Annotated in this window: 25 protein-coding genes; 16 read left to right on the forward strand and 9 right to left on the reverse strand. The window is 37.1% G+C overall.

The window, feature by feature from the left end; genetic code table 11:
- Positions 1–76 precede the first annotated feature (76 nt).
- Positions 77–1,978 carry a beta-ketoacyl synthase gene (locus tag H4J66_RS03005; protein WP_182170420.1) on the reverse strand — a complete coding sequence of 634 codons (1,902 nt, stop codon included), beginning with the start codon at positions 1,976–1,978 and terminating at the stop codon, positions 77–79.
- Between the two features lie 126 nt (positions 1,979–2,104).
- On the opposite strand from H4J66_RS03005, the gene H4J66_RS03010 reads away from it, so the two are divergent.
- A complete protein-coding gene (locus tag H4J66_RS03010; protein ID WP_182170423.1) occupies positions 2,105–3,109 on the forward strand; it encodes a GlxA family transcriptional regulator in 1,005 nt (334 codons plus the stop codon).
- A 159-nt stretch (positions 3,110–3,268) separates the two neighbouring features.
- Complete coding sequence (locus H4J66_RS03015; RefSeq protein WP_182170426.1) at positions 3,269–4,387, forward strand: beta-ketoacyl-ACP synthase III; 1,119 nt, start codon at positions 3,269–3,271, stop codon at positions 4,385–4,387.
- Between the two features lie 59 nt (positions 4,388–4,446).
- Here H4J66_RS03015 and H4J66_RS03020 read toward each other — a convergent pair whose 3' ends face one another.
- The gene (locus tag H4J66_RS03020; protein WP_083277999.1) at positions 4,447–4,755 is read right to left on the reverse strand and encodes a metalloregulator ArsR/SmtB family transcription factor; all 309 of its coding nucleotides are present in this window, start codon (positions 4,753–4,755) and stop codon (positions 4,447–4,449) included.
- A gap of 118 nt (positions 4,756–4,873) precedes the next feature.
- On the opposite strand from H4J66_RS03020, the gene H4J66_RS03025 reads away from it, so the two are divergent.
- From H4J66_RS03025 to H4J66_RS03070, 10 genes are all read left to right on the forward strand, one after another.
- Positions 4,874–7,453 carry an RND family transporter gene (locus H4J66_RS03025; protein WP_259369047.1) on the forward strand — a complete coding sequence of 860 codons (2,580 nt, stop codon included), beginning with the start codon at positions 4,874–4,876 and terminating at the stop codon, positions 7,451–7,453.
- Between the two features lie 9 nt (positions 7,454–7,462).
- A complete protein-coding gene (locus H4J66_RS03030; RefSeq protein WP_182170429.1) occupies positions 7,463–8,254 on the forward strand; it encodes an outer membrane lipoprotein-sorting protein in 792 nt (263 codons plus the stop codon).
- Positions 8,255–8,396: 142 nt separating this feature from the next.
- Complete coding sequence (locus H4J66_RS03035; protein WP_182170432.1) at positions 8,397–9,701, forward strand: hypothetical protein; 1,305 nt, start codon at positions 8,397–8,399, stop codon at positions 9,699–9,701.
- Positions 9,702–9,903: 202 nt separating this feature from the next.
- On the forward strand, positions 9,904–10,413 hold the full coding sequence (locus H4J66_RS03040) for a hypothetical protein (protein WP_182170435.1): 510 nt from the start codon (positions 9,904–9,906) through the stop codon (positions 10,411–10,413).
- Positions 10,414–10,501: 88 nt separating this feature from the next.
- Positions 10,502–11,131 (forward strand): dUTP diphosphatase, encoded by a 630-nt coding sequence (locus tag H4J66_RS03045; protein ID WP_182170438.1) that lies wholly within the window; start codon positions 10,502–10,504, stop codon positions 11,129–11,131.
- Between the two features lie 288 nt (positions 11,132–11,419).
- The gene (locus H4J66_RS03050) at positions 11,420–12,097 is read left to right on the forward strand and encodes a DUF2726 domain-containing protein (RefSeq protein ID WP_182170441.1); all 678 of its coding nucleotides are present in this window, start codon (positions 11,420–11,422) and stop codon (positions 12,095–12,097) included.
- A 386-nt stretch (positions 12,098–12,483) separates the two neighbouring features.
- Complete coding sequence (gene mtnN / locus H4J66_RS03055) at positions 12,484–13,194, forward strand: 5'-methylthioadenosine/S-adenosylhomocysteine nucleosidase (RefSeq protein ID WP_182170444.1); 711 nt, start codon at positions 12,484–12,486, stop codon at positions 13,192–13,194.
- A 178-nt stretch (positions 13,195–13,372) separates the two neighbouring features.
- Positions 13,373–14,356 carry a cobalamin biosynthesis protein gene (locus H4J66_RS03060; protein WP_182170446.1) on the forward strand — a complete coding sequence of 328 codons (984 nt, stop codon included), beginning with the start codon at positions 13,373–13,375 and terminating at the stop codon, positions 14,354–14,356.
- Positions 14,357–14,361: 5 nt separating this feature from the next.
- Positions 14,362–14,991 carry a trimeric intracellular cation channel family protein gene (locus H4J66_RS03065; RefSeq protein WP_182170448.1) on the forward strand — a complete coding sequence of 210 codons (630 nt, stop codon included), beginning with the start codon at positions 14,362–14,364 and terminating at the stop codon, positions 14,989–14,991.
- 138 nt (positions 14,992–15,129) lie between these two features.
- Complete coding sequence (locus H4J66_RS03070; RefSeq protein WP_182170450.1) at positions 15,130–16,116, forward strand: sensor domain-containing diguanylate cyclase; 987 nt, start codon at positions 15,130–15,132, stop codon at positions 16,114–16,116.
- 17 nt (positions 16,117–16,133) lie between these two features.
- Here H4J66_RS03070 and H4J66_RS03075 read toward each other — a convergent pair whose 3' ends face one another.
- The 6 genes from H4J66_RS03075 to tyrS form a co-directional block, all read right to left on the reverse strand.
- Positions 16,134–16,457 carry a ribonuclease E inhibitor RraB gene (locus H4J66_RS03075; RefSeq protein WP_070375614.1) on the reverse strand — a complete coding sequence of 108 codons (324 nt, stop codon included), beginning with the start codon at positions 16,455–16,457 and terminating at the stop codon, positions 16,134–16,136.
- Positions 16,458–16,524: 67 nt separating this feature from the next.
- Positions 16,525–17,010, reverse strand: coding sequence for a hypothetical protein (locus tag H4J66_RS03080; RefSeq protein WP_182170452.1), 486 nt, complete (start codon positions 17,008–17,010; stop codon positions 16,525–16,527).
- The gene (locus H4J66_RS03085) at positions 17,003–17,542 is read right to left on the reverse strand and encodes a DUF4136 domain-containing protein (RefSeq protein ID WP_182170454.1); all 540 of its coding nucleotides are present in this window, start codon (positions 17,540–17,542) and stop codon (positions 17,003–17,005) included. The genes H4J66_RS03080 and H4J66_RS03085 overlap by 8 nt, the downstream gene beginning before the upstream one ends.
- A gap of 184 nt (positions 17,543–17,726) precedes the next feature.
- Complete coding sequence (locus H4J66_RS03090) at positions 17,727–17,846, reverse strand: nitrous oxide reductase accessory protein NosL (RefSeq protein ID WP_182170456.1); 120 nt, start codon at positions 17,844–17,846, stop codon at positions 17,727–17,729.
- Positions 17,847–18,227: 381 nt separating this feature from the next.
- Positions 18,228–18,494: a hypothetical protein gene (locus H4J66_RS03095; protein WP_220463185.1), complete on the reverse strand. Its 267-nt coding sequence runs from the start codon at positions 18,492–18,494 to the stop codon at positions 18,228–18,230.
- Between the two features lie 360 nt (positions 18,495–18,854).
- Positions 18,855–20,060, reverse strand: a complete 1,206-nt coding sequence (tyrS, locus tag H4J66_RS03100) for a tyrosine--tRNA ligase (RefSeq protein WP_182170476.1) — start codon at positions 20,058–20,060, stop codon at positions 18,855–18,857.
- A gap of 237 nt (positions 20,061–20,297) precedes the next feature.
- On the opposite strand from tyrS, the gene H4J66_RS03105 reads away from it, so the two are divergent.
- From H4J66_RS03105 to H4J66_RS03115, 3 genes are all read left to right on the forward strand, one after another.
- Positions 20,298–21,686: an OapA family protein gene (locus tag H4J66_RS03105; RefSeq protein ID WP_182170458.1), complete on the forward strand. Its 1,389-nt coding sequence runs from the start codon at positions 20,298–20,300 to the stop codon at positions 21,684–21,686.
- Between the two features lie 34 nt (positions 21,687–21,720).
- The gene (locus tag H4J66_RS03110; RefSeq protein WP_182170461.1) at positions 21,721–22,845 is read left to right on the forward strand and encodes an anhydro-N-acetylmuramic acid kinase; all 1,125 of its coding nucleotides are present in this window, start codon (positions 21,721–21,723) and stop codon (positions 22,843–22,845) included.
- Positions 22,846–22,975: 130 nt separating this feature from the next.
- The gene (locus H4J66_RS03115; protein WP_259368664.1) at positions 22,976–23,200 is read left to right on the forward strand and encodes a hypothetical protein; all 225 of its coding nucleotides are present in this window, start codon (positions 22,976–22,978) and stop codon (positions 23,198–23,200) included.
- A 305-nt stretch (positions 23,201–23,505) separates the two neighbouring features.
- Here the strand turns inward: H4J66_RS03115 and H4J66_RS03120 are convergent, their stop codons facing one another.
- Positions 23,506–25,113: a methyl-accepting chemotaxis protein gene (locus H4J66_RS03120; RefSeq protein ID WP_182170464.1), complete on the reverse strand. Its 1,608-nt coding sequence runs from the start codon at positions 25,111–25,113 to the stop codon at positions 23,506–23,508.
- 588 nt (positions 25,114–25,701) lie between these two features.
- On the opposite strand from H4J66_RS03120, the gene H4J66_RS03125 reads away from it, so the two are divergent.
- Entirely contained in the window at positions 25,702–26,355 is a 654-nt protein-coding gene (locus H4J66_RS03125) for a hypothetical protein (RefSeq protein ID WP_182170467.1), read from the forward strand.
- Positions 26,356–26,767 lie beyond the last annotated feature (412 nt).

Raw genomic sequence — 26,767 nt, forward strand, 5'->3', positions numbered from 1 at the left:
GTAAAAAAAAGCAAAGCGATAATGCTTTGCTCTTTCATTTTTACTTAATTTAACCTTACAAAGGCTTAAGTGATGACTACACCATATCCGCAAACGGATTTTTACTGGGTAAGGCAATATTATTAGTAAAGCCGGTCATTGAGATATTTTCAGTGTTAATTTCAATATCATCATCACCTAAGACACCCACACCAAATTTATAAATTAATTCAAACTGTCCATTGTTGGCTTTTTCTTGATAGATACCTTGTTTCTCTTCAACCGCAGATAACTTTTCTTGGTAACGGGTCATTTCTGCTATGCTATATCGTTTTTTCAGCATAGAGAGCGTTACGTCAGGTGAAAGTAAAGTAGCCGTGGCATTATTACCGCCAAAACCTTTTGAATTGATGAAAGCAACATCCATCGCTTCACACTGCCAGTGATCAAGTGCAATATTTAAGCGCTCATTATGTACATCATCGGCAATCGATTTAATGGTCGTAATACCCGGCATAATATTATGAGCAAAAACACCTAGCGCCATAGTGATTTGGTCACCACTTGCTGGTGCTATAGTATGGCCAACATAAGCTTTAGGCGCCGCTACCGGCCAATTATGAATATCAAAAGTTTCTGCCAAACGGTGATAAATTAACGACTCGGTGATACGGTTTTGTGGGGTACTTGAACCATGAGCTAATATAAAGCTACGCTTTTGTACCGACTCTTCCCCTAAAATACTTTTTGCTAATGCCACTGACTTCGCCATGGTAATGTAATTACCAGGACCTGGAGCGGTAATAGATTTTTTAATACCATCGGCATTAATGAATACATCAGCAACCGAGCCCAAAGGTTTAGCGCCTAATTCAATGGCTAATTCGTCATCCATAATTACCAGAAAGTGTGCAGCTTCACCAATAGTAAAACCACAATTTTCACCAAACGGGCGACTGGTATTACGGTGGTCAGCTTGGCCATCAGTAATTCCATCAAGTTTTTTCAAACCTTCTTCATTAGCCAATGCGCTCATGTTACCGAAACCTTCAATAATTTCCGGTGTTATTGGGCTTTCACTACTGCCCACAATAGCAACACGCACTCGACCTGATTTAATATCTTGAATAGCATTACGTAAGTTATAAAGAAAACTTGCACAAGCGCCAGTCGAAGTCGAGGTGGTACCCACACTGCCGGTTACATAACCATTAATAAAATCAGCCGACATGGTGTTTAAGCCCAACGCTAAATTTTTAGTGGTAACACGATCGCCATGCAAACGATTTTGCAACATCCCCCCTAAACCTTCCGATTGCATTTGACCGAAAGCTGAAGAAGAATAAGTTCCCACGTGGTCTGGGCTTACTTTTTCTAAAATTTCATCCCAGCTAAAGCCTGTTGAATGAATAGCGTCTGCAGCACCAAAAATAGTCGTTTGTAGGCCACGTGGCTGATAACGACTATTATATAATGTCGACGGTTCAAAGCCGGTAGGTAATTGCCCTGCGGCTTTAATCGGATTATCGCGATAACTACTATGTTTAATATCTAAATTATCAGTAATTTCAACCTTTACGCGTTTATCTGCTAAGGGTGTTACTGTCCATGAGCGCGGTAAGGGCTTTGGTAATTCTTTTTCCTTAATTTCAAAAGTAATATTTTCAGTGCTCGGTGTTGCTACCATATTTGTGTGGCAATGCGTCGCGTCAGGGTCAAAGTGATTACTTTCAATTTTACGGATAAGGGTGCCATCAAGAATTTGCTGGCCAAAACGTGCTTCTACTTCACTTAATGCAACACAATTACCCTCAACGTCAACTAACTGACCTGCTTGGAAAGTTAAGATATTCATCAAAGTAGCAAGACCAACAAAAGTTTCTTGGCGTGCTTCTGCGGTTAATTTGTCGATAACAATACGACGAAAACCTTGATGAAATGAGGTGCGGCCAGCAGCGTTTACGCCGCCCATGCCAACAATAATAGGTAAAGCAGTCATTTATAATTCTCTTAAATACATGAGTCGTAATTCTTGTTGCTAGTGTAAAAAGAAATGCCAACAATTAATTGTCGTTTACAGCCACAAATAATACAATAACAGCCAAACGGTGCAAAAGTTATTAATATGCCACTAAAGACAAGCCAAAAAACAATCAATGTTGCCTTGGTTTTATATGATCATATGTTAGCAACCAGCGTAAGCTTACCTATTGAAATGCTTAGAGCAGGCGAAGCTTTTGCTCGAAGAGAAGATAGGCAATCGCCTAAACTCAGTATTGAAATGGTGAGCGAACTATTAGCCCCAGTGCGAACCAGAGCACTTATTAAGCTTTATCCCGATAAAGATATTGAGCATGCCCAAAGTCCAGATTATATTTTTATTCCTAGTCTTTGGCGCAATCCTAGGCCAATAATCAAAAAACAGCCCAAAATGGTAAGTTGGCTTAATCGTATGTGGCAAGAAGGATCAACGCTTATTGGCGGTGGTACAGGGGTTTGTTTTATTGCCGAGTCTGGACTACTTGACCATCATCCGGCAACAACACACTGGCATTATGTTGACCAATTCAAAAGGAATTATCCTAACGTTGAATTGAAACCAGATTTTTTTATTACCCAATCAGAACGTATTTACTGTGCGGCAAGTTTAAATGCCTTAGCTGATATTACCGTTCACGTTATTCATCAAACGTACGGTGAGACTGCGGCACAACATGTTGAGCGTAATTTCTCTCATGAAATAAGAAAACCTTATGAAGAACAACGTTATTTAGAAGGTGCAGTCGATCGACATCCTGATGAATTGATCACTCAAATTCAATTCTGGATGCGTACTAACCTATCATCAACATTATCGCTTACTGAACTAGCATTACAATTTGGTATCAGCCATAGAACCTTTAGTCGGCGTTTTAAAAATGCTACCGGCGTTAAAGCCTCTCATTATTGGCAGAAAATGCGTGTAGAAACAGTCAAGGATTTACTATCATCAAGTAATCTGTCTATTCAAGAAATCGCTTTTCAGGTGGGTTATCAAGAGCAAGGCCAATTAACTCGGCTATTTAAGAAACAATTAAAACTCACTCCAAGAGACTACCGAGCAATGGTGCGTAAAAAACTTTTTAATTAACCGCTAACGTCTGTCAAACAGGCTAAATTTTTGACAGTGCACTTTTATCAGTAACGGGTATAATCCATAACAGATAAATTAAAAGCATTGAAGTGCTTGTACTTTAATACAATAAGTCTCATGGTACGACCACTAGAAAATTACAAACGGAGAAAATACATGTCAATCGTGATCAGTGGTACAGGTCTATTTACACCACCACACAGTATTTCAAACGATGAATTAGTCACCGCATTTAATCAATATGTTGAAGACTATAATATTGAAAATGCCACTGCTATTAAGAGTGAGCAGTTAACGGCCTTAAAACCATCTTCAAGTGAATTCATTGAAAAAGCATCAGGCATTAAAAGTCGCTATGTTATGTATAAAGACGGCGCACTTGACCCTAAAACCATGATGCCACTTATTCCTCAGCGTAGTGATGAGCAATTATCAGCGCAAGCAGAAATGGCTGTTGGCGCCGCGAAACAAGCGATGGCTGCAGCAAATAAAACAGCAGACGATATCGATTTAATCATTGTTGCTTGTTCATACACACAACGCGCTTATCCTGCAATTGCCATTGAAGTACAAAAAGAACTGGGTTGTAAAGGTTGGGCTTACGATATGCTCGTCGCTTGTTCATCGGCAACCTTTGGTATTATGAATGCTTCAAATGCTTTGCATGGCGACACAGCAAAAACAGTGTTAGTGATTAACCCTGAACTCAATTTTCCACAAATTAATTTACGCGACCGCGACAGTCACTTTATCTTTGGTGATGTTGCAACGGCTATTGTTATTGAAAAACAAGCAACCGCCACGGCTGACCATTGCTTTAAAATATTAACTAAGAAGCCGATCACGACCTTTTCTAATAACATTCGTAGTAACTTTGGTCATATCAATAAATGTGATCCAGAAACCATGCTTGATAATGACAAAATGTTTGTTCAGCAAGGACGAAAAGTTTTTAAAGAAGTACTGCCAATGGTCTCTCAATTAATTACCGAGCAAATGGCAGAAGCAAATGTTGAAGCTAAAGATTTAAAAAGGTTATTTTTACATCAAGCCAATATCAACATGAATAACTTTGTTGCAAAGAAAGTATTAGGCCGTGACCCTATGGGCAATGAAGCGCCTATTATTTTAGACAAGTTTGCAAATACGGCTTCGGCAGGTTCTATTATTGCTTTTCACTTGAATCATGATGATATGGTTACTGGTGATAAAGCTTTAATCTGTTCTTTTGGTGCCGGTTATTCAGCAGGCTGTATCGTTATAGAGCATATTTAATTCTGCTCTGCGATTAAGTCACTGAGAAAAACCTCTGTGACTTAATCGTTAATTAACCTTTAACAAAACTCACTATGTAAAAAAGTAATTAGTTTTACTATCGATGGATGAGCAATTGTGTAGTATATCGTTTGTGATTCTCGGCGAGTTTTTACCAAGCCATCTTTTCTCAATCGAGCTAAATGCTGTGATAAACTCGACTGGCTCAAATCAATAAAACCATTAAGCTCTGATACCGACATTTCTTTCTCACCTAAATAGCAAAGTATCAATAATCTGTTTTCATTACTCATCGCTTTCAGTAACTCAGCGGCTTGAGTTGCATTACCACGCATTTCAGCTATGTCTATTTGAGTTTCATTATTCATCATCGGGGTCTTTATTGTCAGCAAAAAGTAAATATTGATTGATATTACATTAGACAGTGCTAATATAAAAGTACATTACGTTTATCTAATATAACAATTTTTCAGTTAAGGATCACTTTTGAATTACACCAGACTGCTACAACTCGCTATTGAGAAACCTAAACTTGTTTACACCTTAGTCTTATTGATGGTGGCGATAAGTCTGGCGATGATACCAAACCTGAAAATAGATACCGATCCTGAAAATATGCTGAGTAGTGATGCGCCAGCACGTGTTTTTCATAACCAAACAAAAACTGACTTTCAAATGCGCGATATGATAGTCGTTGGAATTGTTAGTGAAAATAGTATTTTTACTCCTAGTGCATTAAAGGTTGTTGAACAACTTTCAACAGAAATATTACAAATTGAAGGGGTTATTCAACAAGATTTATTATCCTTGAGTGTTGTTGACAATATTACCCAAGAAAAAAATAACCAGGGTGAAAATAACGGCATACGCTTTGAATATCTAATGAAGCAGGCGCCGTCTTCACTCGAGGGCAGCTTAGCCATTCAACAAGCCGTAAAACGTTTACCTATGCTTAACAACACCATAGTCTCTGGAGACGACAAAGCGATAGCGATTTACGTGCCTATTCAAGCCAAAGACATGAGTTATAATATTGCTGAAAAAATTCGTACTATCAGTGGCAATTTTCCCGCAGAGTTGGTGGCTAATGTAGACTTTCATATCACAGGTTTACCTGTCGCTGAAGACCAATTTGGCTATGAGATGTTTGTTCAAATGGGTGTTGCAGCCCCACTTGCTGGTTTAGCTATTTTTGCTTTACTTTGGTACTTTTTTCGCAATTTACCGTTAATCATTGCGCCTATGGTCGTCGCGATGGCAACGGTGATTATAGTCATGGGCTCACTCATCGGTATGGGCTTTACCGTTCATATTATGTCATCAATGATCGCTATATTCTTAATGCCAATTGCAGTGGTTGACTCAGTTCACATTCTTTCTGAATTTGCTGAAAAATATAAAAAAGGTGATAATGCCGGCAATGTTGTAAAAGGTGTCATGAAGCATTTATATACACCAATGCTTTATACATCAATCACTTCTGCAATCGGTTTTTATTCGTTAATGCTGACTCCTATTCCGCCGGTAAAAGTCTTTGGTGCTTTTATTGGTACCGGTATTTTATTGGCATTCGCGCTGACAATTATTTACGTCCCTGCTTATATCTCTCGTTTAAAACCTGAAACTTTAGCCAAATTGCATGACGCGATTGTGCGTATGGAGAAAAAAGGCAGATTAGCCAATGTATTAGAACGATTAGGCAGTTTTGCTACTCAAAAAACCAAGCTCATTCTTATCGGCTTTGTTGCCTTATTTTTAATTAGTATTGAAGGCGTTAGTCGTATTGAGATTAATGATAATCCCGTTAATTGGTTTAAAGCGGATCACGAAATAAGAATTGCTGACAAGGTGCTCAATGAACATTTTGCTGGTACTTATGATGCTTGGTTAGTGTTTAACAATAACAAGGGTGACAATAACAGCGAGGTAAACAAATTCAAAACAGTTCTGGCAACGTTTACCGCTGATTCAACTAGCGCTAAAAAAATTAATTCCTTTATAAATAAAGTTAACTCGGCTAAAAAAGAGTCATTATTTAATCAGAACTTGTTGGTTTTATTAGATGACCTAACGTTTTCTGCTCCTGATAAAGACCAAGGTATTATAGAGCAGCTAGTCAATATTGCTGATAGCGCTTTCAACGACAGCAAAGTATTTCTAGACCCCGCGTTATTAAACTGGCAAAGCGACTTTCAACAAGCATTACTAGCCACAGGTTTAGTCGGTAAAAGTAATGGCTTGGCTGATATCGTCAAAACGGTCAATCGTGAACTTTTCTCCGGTGAAGATAAAGACTTTACTCTGCCTGAAACGAGCAATGGCGTGGCGCAAACATTATTGCAATATCAGTCGTCACATCGTCCACAAGACTTATGGCATTTTGTCACTAAAGATTACCAAAAAAGTCTCTTATGGTTGCAAATGACTAGTGGCGATAATCAACACACCACCAAAGTTGTTAACTGGACAGAAACTTACATTACCAACAATCCCATGCCAAAAAATATTAGTTATCAATGGGCAGGTAAATCTTATTTAAACATTGTTTGGCAAGATGCGATGGTAAATGGAATGATCGACAGCCTATTGTCTTCATTTGTCATCGTTTTCTTGATGATGGTTTTACTGTTTCGCTCTTTCAAGTACGGTATTTTAGCCATGTTGCCGCTAACACTTACTATTTCGATGATCTATGGATTAATTGGCTGGATAGGTAAAGACTATGATATGCCTATCGCGGTATTGTCGGCGCTCACATTAGGACTATCTATCGATTTTGCCATTCATTTTCTCCAACGTTCACGAGAATTAGAGAAAGAACTGGGCAGTTTATCACAAGCATTAACCGCAATGTTCCAAGAGCCAAGCCGAGCAATATCACGCAATGCAATAGTTATTGCCGTTGGTTTTACCCCATTATTACTTTCACCATTAATGCCTTATATTACCGTTGGTTTTTTCCTGGCGAGTATTATGGCGCTATCGGCGTTAGTTACTTTAGTGTTATTGCCGGCATTAATGACCCTTTTTGCTGGTAAGCAAAACCTAAAAACTGAACGACTATAGGATATAAAGATGAAATATTTATCAAAACTATTGATACTGGTCTGCTCCCTTTCAAGTTTTGTTGGCCAGGCTGGCGATATAACCAATGCCAATGAAATTATTACTAAGGCAAACTTAGCCTCATATTATTCTGCTGATGATGGTAGTGCCCAAGCCCGTATGATTATTGTTGATGCGCAGGGCAATAAGCAGATGCGACAATTTACCATCTTGCGTAAAGACCAAACCGATCTAGGTAACCAAGACATCTTAGTGTTCTTCTCTCGCCCCACCGATGTCCAAGGCACGGTATTTCGTGTAGTAAAAAAAGTCACAAGCGATGACGACCGCTGGTTGTACTTGCCAGCACTAGATTTAGTAAAACGTATTTCAGCCGGCGATAAGCGTACTTCTTTTGTTGGCGCACATTTTTTTTATGAGGATGTTTCTGGCAGAAACCCAGCAGAAGATAACTTTACCCTGTTAAAAACTGATAACAACTTTTATACGATCAAGGCTCAGCCAAAAGATCTAAACAGTGTTGAATTTGATCATTATATCGTCAGTGTTGATAAAAACACTTTTTTACCGATGCAAGTTGACTTTTATAACAGCCAAGGTAAAAAATCACGTTCTCTACAAGTATTAAAAACTGAAGTTATTGATGGTTTTACCACGGTTATGCATTCAAAAATAACTCAGCATTCCGATGGTAGCTATACTGAAATGCAATTTAGGAATGTGAAATATAATGTTGGCTTACCCAATGATATTTTTTCTGAGCGCAGTTTACGTAACCCCCCGAAAGAGTGGCTGGATTAATAAGCTAACGATGATCGTATAAACTCATCCTGATCCGTTTCAGCGACTAACGTTTTAACTGCTGAAATTAGTTTAGTTGCTGAAATTAATTCAGTATCGGGATTATTATTTATATCACTAACAATAAATGGACAGAATTATTTTGCAAAAATCAGTAAAAAATTTCTATTTTATAGTGACCAGCCTTTGTGCCGCTAGCGCAATTTTTGCCGCTAATGTTCTCGCAAACGAAACAGATAATTGGGGAGATGAGTGGAGCGAAGCAGTGGTTTCACCTTGGAAATTTTCAGGTTTTGTTGAAGCGGGTTATGGCTATTTATTACAGGATAATATTGTTGAGTCAAACGCATCATTAAGTGAAATCACCACACGCGTTAATCTTGATTACAGTCATGAATCTTTTGAGCTGGTTTCAAAAGCAGAGTTAATTTATGACGATGTATTAAAAGATACTTTTTTGCAAGCACGCGAATTAAATATCCGTTTTAGTCCCTCTGATAAAACAGATGTTAAATTAGGGCGGCAAATTCTGACATGGGGGACTGGTGATTATATTTTCCTTAACGACTTGTTTGCAAAAAACTGGCAATCATTCTTCTCGGGACGTGATGACCAATATCTAAAAGCGCCTTCAGATAGTGCGAAAGGTACTTGGTATATTGGTCACTATTCACTTGATCTCACTTGGACTCCTGAGTTCACCCCTGATGTTTACATCACTGGCGAACGTTTTTCTTTTTATTCACCGCAAGCACAAGCCATTGTTGCACCCGCTGATAATTTTAGGGTAAAAGAAACCAAGAAAGCACAATTTTCAGCGCGCCTTGCGACTAACAATAATGGCGTGGAATATGCGTTGTATGGTTATAAAGGTTTTTGGCCAACTCCCGTAGGTATTACAGAAGATAACAGTCAGCCATCACAAGCTTATTTTCCAGAAATGAATGCTTGGGGAGCCAGTGTTCGATTGTCATTAGCCGGCGGATTATTTAATGCTGAATATGCAAGTTATAACAGTATTGAGGATAATAACGGCACTAACCCTTTTATTGCTAATGGTCAAAATAGGTTGTTAGTGGCTTTTGAAAGAGAAGTAATTAAAAACCTGACTGCTAGCGTTCAGTTCTATGTTGAGCAAACCAAACATTATCAGCAATTTATTAGCCATTCTGCTACGCCAGCAACAGAAGTTGATGAAAATCGTCAATTATTAACCTTTCGCTTAACCTACAGAACATTGCAGCAAAAATTAATTTATAGCGTTTTTAACTTTTATTCTCCCACAGACAAGGATGGTTATCTTAAACCTTCAATAACTTATCGCTATAGCGATCAGTGGTTATTCTCGGCTGGGGCGAATTTATTTTGGGGTGAAGAAAAGTATACTTTTTTTGGTCAACATCAACAAAACAGCAATGCTTGGCTTAGAGTAAAAGCCCACTTTTAAATGACGCCAGCACTAAAGGCTCAATGTCTACAGAATTAATCTGACAATAACTTACAGTTTTTCAGTATATCCTAACAATTAGATCACTGAAACTTACCCGTAATAATATGAGAATGGCTGTAAATCTTCTGTTGAGCTTATTATGAACAAAATTATCATCGTCATCTGTTTTAACATCTTGTTTTCTTTTAATAGTTACGCAATGAAATCTAATGATTATATTATTTCTATTAAGCATGCAACTAACGACAGTGACTATTACTCAAGTGTTGGCGTAGAGGTAATTCATCGTAAACTTAATAGTTATTTAGGTTTCTCGGTTAATAGCTCAATAGGCTATGCAAGGGTTACCGATACCTTTGATTATCAACATGGTTTTATTGCATGGGAAGGCGGTATAAAAATAGGTTACTTTTCTAACTTTAGTCTTTATGCTGAATTTGGCGTTGATCTGCTTGAGCTTGCCTTTAATGATCGAAGTGACGATGACTATTCATATAATGATAAGCGCTATAATACAGATTTCGAAAATGATAACTTTGACCATCATTACAATGATAACGATTCAGATGGTTATATAGGGATCGGTAGTTCGATGATGATTGAGCAAATAAAAGTTACAGCATTTGTTCGTTTTCGTGAAATAAGTGGTTATAACTGGCAAGCAAAAAACTATGCCTTTAGCGGCATTGAGTTAGCGGTAGTTTTTTAATTAAATTACCATCGTTTGTTTGCTTGTTTCTTTCTTTTCTCTACGGCAAAATAGTCCCTATAGATATTTACAAATAATAGAGAAAATAATGAGCGCAAATTCAGCAGCACAAAATCAAATAAAACAAATGCTAACCATGCAAGACGCGATGAATACGCGTGTTAGTGATACCTGGCAAGAAAATGGTTATGAGTGGTATCGCGCCATTTGGGTTGAGTGTGCTGAAATGTTAGACCATCACGGATGGAAATGGTGGAAACATCAAGAAATAGATATTGCGCAAGTGCAATTGGAGTTGGTTGATATTTTTCATTTTGGTTTAAGCTTACGTTTAATGACAGGCGAAACCGTTACAAGTATTACTGACACCTTATCAACAGAACTCACTGAAAGCTCAGGCGAAAAAGATTTTAAAATTGCCCTTGAAAACCTAGCGTCAGCCGCCGTTACTAACAAAAGTTTTGATGCGATTGCCTTAGCTGATTGTATGCGTTTGATGAATATGGACCTAGATGAATTATTTCGTCAATATGTTGGCAAAAACACCTTGAATTTTTTCCGTCAAGACCACGGTTATAAAGAAGGGACATACATCAAAGTTTGGCATGACGAAGAAGACAATGAAGTATTAGCTAATTTAGTTAATACCTTAGATGCCAGTGCAAGTGATTTTCAGCAACAACTTTATGCCGCACTTGAGGCAAAATACCCAGCATAATTATTCGCTCAAAACCTAACAAAGACTCTAGATAAATAATAACTAGAGTCTTTTATCCCCCACCATTTTTTCCATTCTAAAACAGTATGTTAGCTTGAAGCATACAGAATAAACTCTACTTTTCGAACGGTTATTAAAACAACTCTTTTATATTAAGATCTGTCGCATAAATTCCACCTAGCCAAGGGTTATTAAAAGAATCTAGTGAATTATGATCTGTGGCACAAATTCTGCTTACTCAACTGTTATTAAGAAGACCGTCAAGAATTTGAACCGCCGGAGCAGTGTATGGAATTAATTCTCTTTGCCATGATCAGCCTAATTGTTATTGTCGCTTTGTTAGCTAGCCGCTTAAACGACAATAGTTTTCCTTTTCCATTTGATAAAAAGCAAAGTCTTTTTACACCAGCAGAGAAGAATTTTCAAAATTTGCTCGAACAAGCCCTTGGTGGTAAATATCGTATTATTAATCGAGTAAAACTTGCTGATATCGTCACTGTTCGTCATGGTGTGTCGAACAGAGCAAGCCAAACAGCATCAGCGAATGCCGAAAGTAAATACTTAGATTTTGCTATTTGTGATCGGGAGAGTATGAGGCTATGCGGCGTTATTGATTTAGTTGATACCCAAGGCAAAGGCTATAAAATCAAAAAAGACTGGTTTGTCAGCGGCGCATTAGAAGCATCTTCAATTCCTCATATTCGTATAAAAGTGAAAGCTAATTATACTGTTGACGAGATCCGCGCTTGTATTTACAGTCGACTTTTAGGAAACAGACCTCCTGAGCCAAAAATTAAAGGAAAAATTATTCCTGCTCCTATGCTAAAGCCTCGACCCAATAGAAATAGAGAAGAAGTTGGCGCCTTGTCTCCTATTGCCGCTCGCGCGCAATTAGGCTCATCAACAACAGGTAATGCTATGTCGCAACGAATTCCTGCACCGCAAGTAGCCGCATTACCTCATTAAACTCTACAATAAAATCACCCCATTATTAAAATAAAAAGTCAGTGATTTACATCGCTGACTTTTTTTTTCGCTTAGATATAATTACCGTGCGTGGCTGTATTAATGCCATAAAGGCTAAGAGTGGCAATGTGATCGTAATATATTGTTGCCGTATAATCTTATGCCTATTCAACTCATACATAGAAAGACAGGATGTCTGAGAAAGGCCATCCTGAACATATACGCTCTTTGCCATCTCGATAACCGCTCCTGCGTTACTCTACTTCCTACATCCATGTAGTCACAGCACCGCGTTATAACGTTCATCCTGAACATAAATATACGACATCTGGGAATCTTCACGTTATAATTGTTTTATTAGATGTTATCAACGAATTGGAAATAAAATGAAAGCAGGAATAATTGGCGCAATGGAGCCAGAAGTTGCTATTTTAAAAGCAAAATTAACTCATGCAGTAACGATCGAACATGCAGGTTATACTTTTTATCAAGGGCAACTCAACGGCAGTAATGTCGTTATTGTACAATCGGGGATTGGTAAAGTGGCTGCAGCCTTAGCAACCGCCATTTTAATTGATAAGTTCCAGCCTGACTATATTGTTAATACCGGCTCTGCTGGTGGTTTTGAACAGTCATTAAAAGTAGGCGATATTGTCATTAGTTCAGAAGTTCGCTATCACGATGTGGATGTCACCGCTTTTGGCTATGAGATTGGTCAGTTACCCGGCAATCCAGCTGCTTATATTCCTCACCCGACACTTGTTAAGGCCGCACAGGCAGGTGTTGCTGAATTGGAAAATATCCAGACCTTACTGGGTTTAATCACTACCGGCGATACCTTTATGACAGCTGATGATGATATTGCCAAAGCCCGCGCTAACTTTCCGACTATGGCCGCGGTTGAAATGGAAGGAGCCGCAATTGCTCATACCTGTCATCAATTTAAGGTGCCTTTTGTGGTTATTCGTTCTATGTCTGATATAGCAGGTAAAGAGTCTCCTACCTCTTTTGAAGCTTATTTAGAAACAGCTTCGGTGAATTCATCTCAGTTAGTTGAAAATATGCTCGACGCATTGCAAGGTAAAAAGTTAACTTAAGCCCTAAGTTTAATCGATACCAACGCCACTAATTTTGTGATCTTGTTCGCGCAAGGAGAATATATCAAAGCAAGGCTGACGATTTTCTAATCACTAGCTATAGGCATTGAGTGCGACGCAGGTTTGGAGTATTTTAACCCGCACAAGTGAGCAATAATTTAATGGAATGGCTATAAATATGACTGCTAATAATCTAACAAACTTAATTGATATCAGCCCTTTCGCCTATTCAGTTGTCATGCTTTACGGTGTTATTTTGATTAAGCTTTTTACTGGCTATTTAGCGAGTCATCAACCCTTAAGGTTTTTTCGAATTTTTTGCGATCAACTCGCCAAAAAAGTCAATAAAAGTAGGAATACTGACCGTCAGTGTTTTATTTCTGGTTTAATTGCTATTGTAGTTAGCCTTACGCCTATAGTCATTATTCTTTGGTTATTTGAAGCTTTTGTTGAGGCCACCTGGCTTTGGCAGGGATTTTTACTTTATCTTGCCTTAGGCTGTTTACAACTAGGAAAAACAAGTAAAGAGATTGCCAAGTTAATTGTCGCCAACAAAAATTTCGAAGCTAAACAGTTATTAAACCCCTGGCTGTTACGTAATACCGAACAGCTTTCCTCTTTGGGCTTAGCAAAGAGCTGTATTGAGATGTTATTGCTTCGAGCGGTACAAAATTTATTCACCATTAGCTTGGTATTTTTACTTTTTGGTCCACTTACTGCTTTAGTTTGTCGATTGCTTATTGAGATGCATTACAGCTGGAATAACAAACAAAATAGTTTTCAACCTTTTGGCGACAGTGTTGCTTTTATTGTCAACATTATACAATGGCTACCTAGCCGTATTTTTTCATTAATCCTGCTTTTGGGCTGTATTGGCAAAAATTTTGTTTTATTTTTTCGGTTAAATCGCCGCTACTTTTTTCAATTAAATAATAGCTATGTGCTCAATTTATTTTCCTTGTCATTAGAGGTTAAACTTGGTGGTGTGGCTATGTATCAAAATATAAAATTACGTAAAACAAGTTACAACGATCACGGCAGGCAGCCTCAAGCTACTGATATTATTCATGCCAGTAAACGTATTAGCCAAGTGTTCTATTTTTGTTTTCTATTTTTAACACTACTGACATTATTTATTTACTCGTTCAATATCAATAGGTAACAAACATGTATGAACTTCTTTACTGGTTAGATTTATTTGGTATTGTTGTCTTTGCCTTATCGGGTGCATTAATGGCTGGGCGTTATAAGCTCGACCCTTTTGGTGTTGTCGTATTAGCCGCAGTAACAGCGATTGGCGGCGGTACCATCCGCGATATTACTTTAGATACGCCAGTATTTTGGGTTGCCAATCCGATTTATCTTTATGTTATTTTATTGACTGCCGTGTTGACAATTATCATTATTCGCCGTCCTAAGCGTATTCCAAAGCGCTTTTTACTGATTGCTGATGCGTTTGGTTTAGCATTATTTGCTGTTTTAGGTACTGAGAAATCATTAAGTTTAGGCGCTCCTGTATTTGTTGCTGTTGTAATGGGCACCATCACGGGTGTTGCTGGTGGGATGATCCGTGATGTTATATGTAATGTTATTCCAATGATCTTACAAAAAGAAATTTATGCTACTGCTGCGATTTTAGGTGGCTCTTTGTATGCGTTATTTCGATACTTGGCTTGGCCAGAAAATATCGCCATTATTTCTGCAATTCTTGGCGCATTAACGCTGAGACTAGCCGCTATTTATTGGCGAGTTTCACTGCCAGCGTTTCATATTGTTGAAAAAGAAGAAAATAAATAATGCCAGCTCAGTGTTTTTCAGATATCGATAAGTTGTTTGTTTCTGTTAGATAATTAAGAGATACTAAAGGCTAGATTTTAATCACTTTATAATTTCATTAAATGACTAAACCATTATTAACACTCATCGAACTATTTTATGACTGATAAAGATAAAATCATCGAAAAACTATCTAAAAAAATAGTCATGTTAACTCAAGAAAATGAGCTCATTAAAGATGAGCATAAAAAATTAACTGAGTATTTATCTGCAGCTCTAGATAGGACTGGTTTATTTATCTGGGAGCAACATATACCTAGTGGGCAGTTAAAAATATTAGATCAAGCGTTTGGTAGCATGTGCGGTTTTGAAACCAATGAAATTGAATCAACAGTATCCTCTTGGAAAAATAACTTACATCCAGATGATAAAGAAAAAGTTATCGCTGCATTTGAAGAACATTTAGCGGGAATAACACCCTACTTTCATATGATTTACCGTATGAAACACAAGGACGGAAGTGATGTATGGGTATCTGATCGCGGCAGAGTTATTGAGTTTGATGATGATAATAACCCTTTACGTATGACAGGAACACATACTGATATTACCCAAGAAAAACTTTATGAATTAGAGTTAGCTCAATATGCTAATTTAGATCCACTCACTAATTTACTGAACAGAAAAGCCCTTGAACATAATTTTGAAGTCTACACTAACACCAGTAAATATTGTGGTGGTGCCTTATTTTTTATTGATTTAGACGATTTTAAATCAATAAATGATATTTACGGACATAAAGTGGGCGATAAATTACTGCTACATGTTACCAGTAACTTTGAAGCCTTAGCGCCAACAGACGCCTTAATTGCCCGATTCGGAGGTGATGAATTCGCGATTATTTGTAAAACAACCGATAGACTAACCCTTGAATTATTAGCGCAGTCGATATTAACAATATTAGCTAAACCCACAGAAATTGAAGGGATAAAAATATCAATTAATTTAAGTATCGGTATATGCATTTTTGAAGAAAATAATGAAAGCTTTGCCAATATCTATGAAAGAGCTGACAAAGCGATGTATTCGGTGAAACGAAAAGGCAAAAATCATTATGCCTTTTGGGACGAAGACAAAGAAAGTTAAACGTCAAGTTCCTCTGCTTAAGCCTCCATTCCCCAGCCATCGTTATAGCCATTATACTTTGCAGCAAGTTGTTCAAGTTGTGCTTCTTGCGCGACAATCGCATCGTAACAAGGTAGCATTTTTACAGTGCAATCTAAATCCCAAACATTAGGTGTTTCATCAGGATGAATGACTAATTCCATTTCAGGTGCATGTTCTGCTAAATAATCAGCCATTGCTTGAGCTTGCTCTTTTTTTTCGAACAATTGAAAAAACACGACGGGATGAATAATAGACAAATCAATACCAGCATCTTGCATTTCAGCCAAAATTTGGCCTGTTTCATCATTTGGAAAGGTCATAAAAGTTATTATCTGGGTAAAAAGTACTTCATTATAAACCGCTATTTTCTTCAACTCCACAGGAGAGTTAATTATTAATGTTTGAGTAGCTGCATAAATTATTCTGACAACTCAATTGACTCTTTTGGGGGTAGTGAGGGCACCTTACCACTGAATTAGTCTCATCTGCTGTTTTCGCTAATAAAGAGGCGCCAATGGTATTAATAGCAAAGGCACATGCTAACTCTCCAAAGGTAATGTTAATTAGCACACATTGTTTTTTTGATGAGCAGGTTAAGTTTTCTAGCAATATTTTTTGTTTGACCGAGACAAAGGTCTTACTTGTTAATTGATTCGTCTTGGCAGCAACGTTTATAAGAGAGGTTTCAATAACCTTATTAAGCTTGTGCTCATTTCTTTTTTCTTTGCTTTTTTGAGCCGCCCTTTCCTGATCAAGCTGATGTTTTAACTGCGTTGTTGCTATTTCATGTTCTTTTAATAAATACCCTAGGCCTAATAAAATAGTGATAAAAATCACTACGGCTATCAATGTTATCGTTAACCATTTAAGCATTGTTAGCTTTACTTGCATCACGAGAATGAGGATATTTATCTATCATCGCATCAATAGCCTGATAAATTTTCAATTGAACTTCTCTACTATTATCAGTTTTAACATTAATTTTCAAAGGGTAAACACTTCGCCAAACTGAACGTTTTTTTTCAGGGTCGAGTACGTCAATAATCAAACTTCCCGGTTTAGTTTGCCACTGTTTTTTGTCGGCTTGCGCTTCTCCGCCACGCAAACAAAGAGAACAATAAAGCACCCCATTATTATAGGTTAACAATTCCTTAGTGTTTTCATTAACAAGATGATAAGTAACCACAATATCAGCATCATCTAGCGTATTATAAATAAAACCATTCTTATCTAATACTTGCTCTATGGCTAATTCAATACTGTTACGCGTGGTATAACTAATATTTTGAAACTGGCCAAATTCAGAGTTACGCTTATAAAAAGCGTAGCTGCTTACCTTTGAAAAATTAAAGTTAGTTTGATATTTTGAAATGGCCGGTTGGTGTACTGTACAACCTGATAGCATGAGTGCTGGTAAGCATAGCAAGGTTATTAAAAAAATAAGCTGAAAAGATACTGGCTGGCTATTTTTAATCAAGAATAAAAGGCATAAATAATAAAAAGGATAACTTAAGCCTACCCTGCTGAAAAAAAATTACAACTATTTGCGCAAGTAATAAAATGACCGCAGAATGTTTTGTGTAAATAACTTACATCAACACAGATAAATCAACTTGGATAAAATTAATGACCTTACCGCCAAATTCAGCTGCAAAGGTTTGCGCATCTTTTTGTTTACTAAAACTTACCGGTGTTTTAATTGAGCTCACAAAAAACCATGCGTTACGGGTATTGCTACAGATAAAAACATCAAAAACATTAATAGCAAACCATTGATTTTGAGTGTCCTCACGCTATTTTTAGCTATGACTTAACATTTTTTTATTTAATTTTAATTCAGTAACCCTAAAGGGACTACTGAGACAATATGTCGCATATATTAGATCACAGTTAAACAGTTATGTAGTTCAACAAAAAAATAAAAATACAGAACAAAGAGTTAAAGAAGCGCCAGCATAAGAAAAGGTAACAACTAGCGTCGTAGAATGTCTGGAGTGGCTGTAGAGTGATAACGGTGGTGTTTCACGATAATCGAGGTTAGTTTAGGCTCAGAACTCTACTCGCAGAGAGAAAGTCGACAACTAGTATCACTATCGTATATTGATATCTGGTGTAGTATTAATGTCGCCATCTTCGCTTATAGTTGCTGCTGTACCATTTTTTAAGACAAGAACAGCAGTACTGCCACTCGATGTAAACCGAGTAAAGCGGAGTTCATAGCCATATTTAGTTAAACTCAGTGCAGCAAAACGTTGAGCTAACGTTAATTTTTTCCAATTATTATCAGATTCAAATTCACTGTCATCGAAATATTGTCGCCGTTCGATTAAATTATTTCTCTCGGGTTTATTTTCCATAGTGCGGCTCAATACTGTATTTAATATTTGGTTCAACAAAATAACAACTCGACAACTTTAATGAGTGGGATTTATCGGTTAACAACCTTAACTCGACAAATTAATAGCACAAATCATTCCAAAATTAAAATACTTTTACTTAACAATAAGCTACAGACAAGGCGTTCTATGCTTACAACTAAATTTAATGTTAGTGTAAAAAAATTGACGAATGATTATTAAGTAATTAGCTGGGTTTTATTACCGAGACAATAAATGAAAGTCATTATGGTTTTAGGTGTAAAGCACATGACTCTTTAATGAACTACAAAAAAGCCAGTAATAAATACTGGCTGATACATAGATTATAAATATGTAAGGTTATTTTACTGTTACTTTAGCAAATTTACGTTTGCCAACTTGGTAAATAGCCGTAGTCCCCGAAGCAACACGCAGCTTACTGTCGGTAATTTTTTCACCTTCAATTTTAGCCGCTCCTTGTTTAATCATTCGCATGGCGTCTGAAGTACTCGCTACTAAGCCCGCTTCTTTTAGTAGGTTAGCAATAGCGATGTCACCACTGTCATCAGTTATCTTAACTAATTTATCCTCAATTTCATCAGGCATTGCGCCTTTTTGAAAGCGATTAATAAATTCTTGATGTGCTGCTTCAGCCGCAGCAGCATCATGAAAACGAGCAATTAACTCTTTGGCTAAATCGATTTTTACATCGCGAGGGTTCATTCCTTCAGCAATTTTTGTTTTATAAGCAGCAATCTCTTCCATTGGCCTAAAACTCAACAGTTCATAATATCGCCACATCAATACATCTGAAATAGACATTATTTTACCAAACATTTCTGTTGGGCTATCCGTTATACCAATATAGTTATTAAGCGACTTAGACATTTTCTGAACACCGTCTAACCCCTCTAAAAGAGGCATCATTAAGACCGTTTGCGGTCGTTGCCCCTCTGATTTTTGTAATTCGCGCCCCATTAACAAATTAAATTTCTGATCAGTGCCACCTAGCTCAACATCAGCCTCTAAGGCTACAGAATCCCAGCCCTGAACGAGAGGATACATAAACTCATGAATGGCAATAGATTGACCGCTGGTGTAACGTTTTTTGAAATCATCACGTTCCATCATACGGGCAACCGTCTGACGAGATGCCAGTTTTAACATACCAGCAGCGCCTAGCTTATCCATCCAGGTAGAGTTAAAAGCAACCGTTGTTTTAGCTGGGTCTAGAATTTTAAAAACTTGTTCTTTATAAGTTTCAGCATTTGCCAACACGTCTTCTCTTGTTAGTGCTTTACGCGTAACATTTTTACCGGTTGGATCACCTATCATGCCAGTGAAGTCGCCAATTAAGAAAATAACTTCATGGCCAAGCTGTTGAAACTGACGCAACTTATTAATTAATACCGTATGACCTAGATGCAAGTCTGGTGCTGTAGGGTCAAACCCTGCTTTAATTTTTAGTGGCTTTCCTGTTTTTAATTTTTCTAGTAATTCACTCTCTAGCAAAATTTCTTCTGCACCACGCTTAATTTCAGCAAACGCTTGGCTGACATCAGTCATCGACTTAGCTCCAAAAAATATAATCATAATTTATTACTCGATTCTACTGCAATAATGCCTTGGGTGAAAAGCCTTAAGTTAATATTTAGGGCAATTGTTCTATTTTTTAATTATTGCAGCTTGTTTTTCAAGGAAGAAGTGCCGCTGAGTCCCCGAGATCACTCACCTTTACGGCAATTAAATTTTACTCAAGGCTATTTTTTGATATAGTAAACGATAGCTATCGTATTAAGATACATGAAATTAGGTTGTAATCTGTTGAAAAACATAAAAAAATTCTATTTACAGTTGCCAAAACAGCATAGGGTAATTATTAGCTCATTCAGCATAATTGTGTTGTTGTTACTTCTTATTCCTTCAGAAAAGGCAACAGCCAGTCGTCAATCGACAGATACGTCACTGGAAATAGGTAAACGTTACGCATTAGTTTTACCTGAAGATCAAGATATCTCCTTAGACACACCTATTAGCAATATCGAACCATCAACAAATAAAGAAAGTATAGCCACGCCTATTAACAGTGACGAAGAGACACTAACTTGGAAAAAAGCAAAAGTACGCAGTGGTGACTCACTTGCCAAAGTATTTAAACGTCTTGGCTATAGCGCGAGAACAACATACGACGTTAGCTCAGCAAAAGGTGACTACAGTAAATTATTAAAAAAAATTAACGTTGGTGATGTCTTTAAAATAGGCCAAAACGCTGCAGGAGAGCTAGCAGTGCTGACCTACCCTTTATCAAAAACAGAAACCTTATATGTAAAATTAATTGATGATGGCAGTTACCAATCAAGTAAAGAAACCAAAACGGTAGAAATTAGAGAAACTATTGCCCACGGTGTTATAAAAAGTAATTTTTGGAATGCTGGTATTGAATCAGGTTTAAACGATGCACAAATAATTAACCTTGCTAATATTTTTGGTTGGGATATCGATTTTGCCTTAGATATTCGTGAAGGGGATAGTTTTCATGTTGTTTTTGAAAATCGATATGTCGATGGCGATCATATAGGTACAGGTAAGATTCTTGCCGCTGAATTTATTAATAAAGATGATCCTTTTCAAGCCATTCGCTTTACTGACGGCGAATATTATTCTCCTGATGGCAGAAGTATGCGCAAAGCTTTTTTACGTGCGCCGGTAAACTTTAGGTATATTAGTTCAAACTTCAAACCAAAGCGTTTTCATCCTATTCAAAAGCGCTGGAAGGCTCATCGTGGTACTGATTACCGTGCCAATAAAGGCACACCTGTTGTAGCCGCAGGTAATGGGAAAGTGACCCATTCAACCTATAACAAATATAATGGCAATTACGTATTTATTCAGCATGGCAATGGCATTGAGACTAAATATTTACACTTTTCAAAACGAAATGTTAAAAAAGGGCAACGGGTAAAACAAGGTGACGTTATTGGTTATGTAGGCTCAACTGGCATGTCAGAAGCATCGCATTTACATTATGAATTTTTACTTAATGGCGTACACCGTAATCCAAGAACGGTAAAATTACCTGATGCTAAACCCATTAATAAAAAATATGCTGCTGAGTTTTCGGTATTATCCAGCCAACGCTTAATGGAACTTTCTGGCTCTAGGCAAGCTTTGTTGGCGATGCAGACACATTAACCCTCTTTAGCCCAATAATAAATAGCGAGTATAAATGACAAAAGCTACGTTTTATATTGGGTTAATGTCTGGCACTAGTGCCGATGGCATTGACTTAGCCCTTGTTGACTTTACTAGTGGGAGTGCCGAACTAGTTGCTAGTTATTATCAAGCTTATGATAATGTCACTCGACAAAAAATCACTGAGCTTTATCTACCCAATCATAACGAAATAGACAGAGCCTTTTCACTTGATATTACCCTTGCCTATCAATTTAGTGAGGCAATAAACGCACTATTAGACAAAGAAAACTTAGTCGCTGCTGATATTATTGCTATTGGTAATCACGGTCAAACCATTCGACATCGCCCAACTCAAAGCTCTGCTATTGAAGCGCCTTTTACTTTACAAATAGGCTGTAATCAAACGTTAGCGGTATTAACCGGCATTAGAGTTATTGGTGACTTTAGAACAAAGGATATCGCCTTAGGTGGACAAGGTGCTCCTTTAGTCCCTGCATTTCATCAATTCTTATTACCTGCCACTGAAAAAGAAACCTTTTTAGTGAATATAGGGGGCATAGCTAATATCACTTTTTTGCCTAAAAAAAACTCGTCAAAAAGTGTATTAGGTTTTGATACCGGACCAGGGAACGCTCTTTTAGATGCATGGTGCTTTGAGCACTCAGGAAAGAGGTTTGACAATAATGGCGACTGGGGAAGGTCTGGAACGATTAACCAAACGCTATTAGTGCAGTTATTAAATGATGACTACTTTTTGTTATCAGCACCCAAAAGTACTGGCCGTGAATATTTTACCTTGCAATGGTTAGCGCGCTTTCTCGCCCCATTACAGATAAGCGCTGTCGACGTACAAGCAACCCTCACCGCCCTAACAGCTTGTTCTATAGCCGCCGACATTAAAAAAACATCAAATTCAGCCGATGTATATTTATGCGGAGGAGGAATCGACAATAATTTTTTTTATAAGCTTATAAAGCAAGAACTTAACAACTTTAATGTAAATAAGATACATTCACTAAAGCTGAATAATAACGCACTTGAAGCAATGGCATTTGCTTGGCTCGCATTCGCTTATGACAAAAAAATCTATGGAAATATCCCAGCAGTAACAGGGGCTAGAAAGTCAACAGTACTCGGCTGTGAGTTTTTTGCTTAATTCACTCTAGACCTAAGTAACTTTATCTTTATAATATAATGTCACCTGTTTAAGTAAACATACTCATTTAGCAGATTAATTGAACTAAATAATCAATTGTAAATCTAAATAACGTAGGGTTTATTTCTCAATGTCAACACAGCAATTTAGTCGAGGAGGTTCAATGGAATTTCATGATATTCATATTGGTATGAAATGCGGTAGTAAAAAAGGTAGTGGTACAGTCACCTGGATTGACGGGTCAACGCGCACTATTTATATGGCAAATACAGAAGAAAACAATAGCTTTGAAGTGGACTTCGAAGAAATTATAGAAGACCCTCAAGCACATAATAATACTGACGCCTATTATTAATCACTAAGGCAACCCATTACAGAAAATAAAAAGCCTCTTTTTTAAAGAGGCTTTTTATTCGATAATAAATATTTATTTCAAGAGGTTAATCGCCAACCTTCAAATTGGGTAAGTTAGTATTTGCAATCGTCGATAATACAAGTGAGACCATGAAAAAGAAGAATATTGTTGCACCTATCTTCGCTCGAAACACCTCATCATTGCTCTCTGAAACGTTAAAACTCCACCAAAAAACATGGTAAGCATAAATCAACACGTTGATCATAATTAAACACCGCCATTTTTTCAAATATAACGTCTAAATATTACATTTTAAATTGTGATAATTGCTGATTAAGCTCGTAAGCCAACTCAAGTAACTGTTCACTTATCTCTTTACCACGTATCGCATCTTTACTTGATTTTTCTGCAACGCCACTAATATTGACAACACTGACATTAATTTCGTCAGCCGCTAAATTTTGTTGCTGTGCTGCACTAGCAATTTGTGTGTTTAAATCATCAAGCTCTGTTATTTGCGACGTTATTTCTACTAATAAACTGGCTACATTCGTCACATCTTCTGCCTTTTCATTTGCCTTTTGACTGACATCATTCATAGAGTTAACCGCATTACTGGCATCGACTTGTAATCCCCTAATCGTTAACTGGATTTGGTCAATAGACTCTCTGGTACGCGTGGCTAATGAGCGCACTTCATCGGCAACCACTGCAAAGCCTCGCCCTTGCTCTCCGGCTCTTGCTGCTTCAATAGCTGCATTTAATGCCAATAAATTGGTTTGCTCGGCGATACTGGTTATTACTTCTAAAACACCCCCTACTTCATCAGTTTTATCGCTTAATGCAGCTATCATAGCGGTATTATCAATCACCTTATCACGCAATAAACCAATGCCATCTTTAGCATTTTTAACTAATTCCAAGCCTTGCGTTGCTTTTTCACGTACCGACAGTGAATTCTCAGCTGCGGTTTGAGTATTACGATGTACTTCACTCGCAGATGTATCTAGTTCATTAATTGCAGCGGCTACAGAGTCTGTGCCGTTCTTTTGTTCAAGAACAGCCGCACGCATTAAATTCGAGATTTCATCAACACTTTTTGCTGAATCAATTAATTTGTCTGTTGTTGATGAGATGGATAAAAAACTTGTTCTAAATTTTTGCATCATGCTATTTAATGCCACACTAACTGCCCCTAATTCATCATCATGGTATACTTTGATTTCTTGGTTCAAATCTAAATTGTGTTCTACATCGTTTATAGTTTTTCTAAGTCGTTTGAGGCGACTAAAAATCAATTTCTTTATGGTTAAACTTAATAACCAAAAGCTAACAACAGTGATAACTAACTGTAGGATCGCTGCTTGAGTTATAGAACTCATAATTTGCTGGTCAACTTTAGATAAATCATAGGTCACCTTTACCGCGCCTAATATTTCATTTTCTTTGACTTGATGACAGGTTAAACAGTTAGTACCACGGTAATCTGAACTGGCACGAATAGGCGAAATAAAACTCATCATTCGCTTACTGTCTTGTTCAAAAACATCAAACGCTTTAGTGCCGTTTATACCTTGTTGTTCAAAATCATCGACCGCTTTTTGATCAGCAAAACCATCACCAAAAATAGCCGTTAAAGCAGGCGCTCGAATAATACGTGCCTCAATAATTTCATCTTGGCTCAGTATTTTATTTTGTATTAACTGACGATTTACTATTGTGCCGGTTAACATCATAGTGTTCACAGAGTCAAAATAATTAAGTGCTAAACTTTCTAGATTGCGTTCAACAAGATCTTCACTGAGCTCTTTCTCATCATAATAAAAGAATATGACTGTGGTACTTAAAAACGCTATTGCGATAAGTACTAATGCAGCATTAATCTTTGCTGCCAATAATAGTGTAGAAAACATTGTGTTCATCAACCCGATAGTTAAAAGTCATCAAAGTGTAAATTATTATAATAATAAAACTTTGATTTACTTTATCAATCGAGCATATATTTTTATCTATTTATGATGGAAACAACTGTTTTATAACTCATCTCTTTACTTATTTATTATCTTCATAGATCGAGGGAAATTGTAGCGTTTGAATAAAGATGGAAACCGTTAAATACAATCGGAAACTGGAATTATTACGTTTAAGAGCAGTATCTGCCACAAAGCGGTCTAAATTTACGAATAAAAATCATCCGTCATAACGATCACTTTGATACGTTAGCTGACCTTTCACTAATTCGGTTTTATGACTCGTCTGTGCGCATTTCTGACATTAGCCTAATATTATTGGACTTACATTTTCTAATGAATAGCTATTTTTAAATAAACGACATTGACGGGGGCAAGCAATTTCATATTTTACAGTTTTTTACATAATCAGAACACTCTTTCAACACATAATTAAACAGTTGTTAGCTATATTGGCTGCAAGAATAAACTGCTTTATGCCAAGGGAAGTGGGAAGTATTATTTCGCTTTAGGTAAGTCAAGGAGGTTGTAGTGGCACTCAATATATTATTAACATTTGTTCTATTCTTATTAGTCGGTTGTAGCTCAGTACTAATCCAAAAGGTGTGGGTCGATGAGTTTATCGATACGGGAAGTATTACTAGCGATACTATTATGCAAGGTGGTGTCAAAATTGTAGGTAGTACTAATACTCTATATAGTAACTTAAACAGTAACGAGGTTATCGAATTAAATGAAGTTGTTAAGTCTACCTTTTTAGCTAAGCATAAACCTGAAAACTTTAAAGACTTAAATAAAGAACCACGTTTTTACTTAAATTATACAATTTTAAATAATAAGACTTCCCGCTCACAATCCGAAACAGATGAAAGTATTTGTTATAAAACCTATAGAGAAATGAAAATAAGACTTCATATTTTGGATAGAACTACTGAGGTTGCTACTTGGGGTGGAGTTATAAATAAAAAAACTTATAAAAAGAACTGTAATTCCAGATCTATCTCTGAAAATGAAAGCCTTGGAGGTTTTTTCTTTGAAACGCTTTTCTCTTCTGTTGTTGAGTCTGTTGTTGATTCTTCAATTGGAACATACCCAGAAGCTCCTAGTGTTGATTCTATCTCGAAGAAGATATTCTCTGACTTTCTAAAAAGGTTACCTGCATCGGCTCCTGCATCACAAGCGTAGTGATAATGTGGTATGCGTGCATATAATCGAGTAATCAGAGGTCTCTAAGACCTAGTCCAGCAGCATCATGCATGCTAGTCTGAACAGGGTGTTATCGATAGAAAATATAATCCAACTTGTCTAATAGGTTGTAATAGTTAATGTCTCTTTTGTGGCAAAAGTGACGGTTAATCAAATATCTCAAACTGCGTAATTTTTTAGCACTAATAAATATTAGTGCTAATTTTCCCTTGGTGCGTTTTGCTGACGCTAGCTACTGGTTGTTCTTTAGGTCACTAATTAGCCAAATATAGTCATTCAACCTTAATTATCTATACTTAGATTGTTTAGGTTATGTGCATGTTGTTTACGAATATCTAGCCAATAACACTTGATGATTACCGCTTTTCTTTCGAGGCAACAAGTACCTTTA

It is taken from the genome of Colwellia sp. MB3u-55 (assembly GCF_014076785.1).
GTDB lineage: Bacteria > Pseudomonadota > Gammaproteobacteria > Enterobacterales > Alteromonadaceae > Colwellia_A.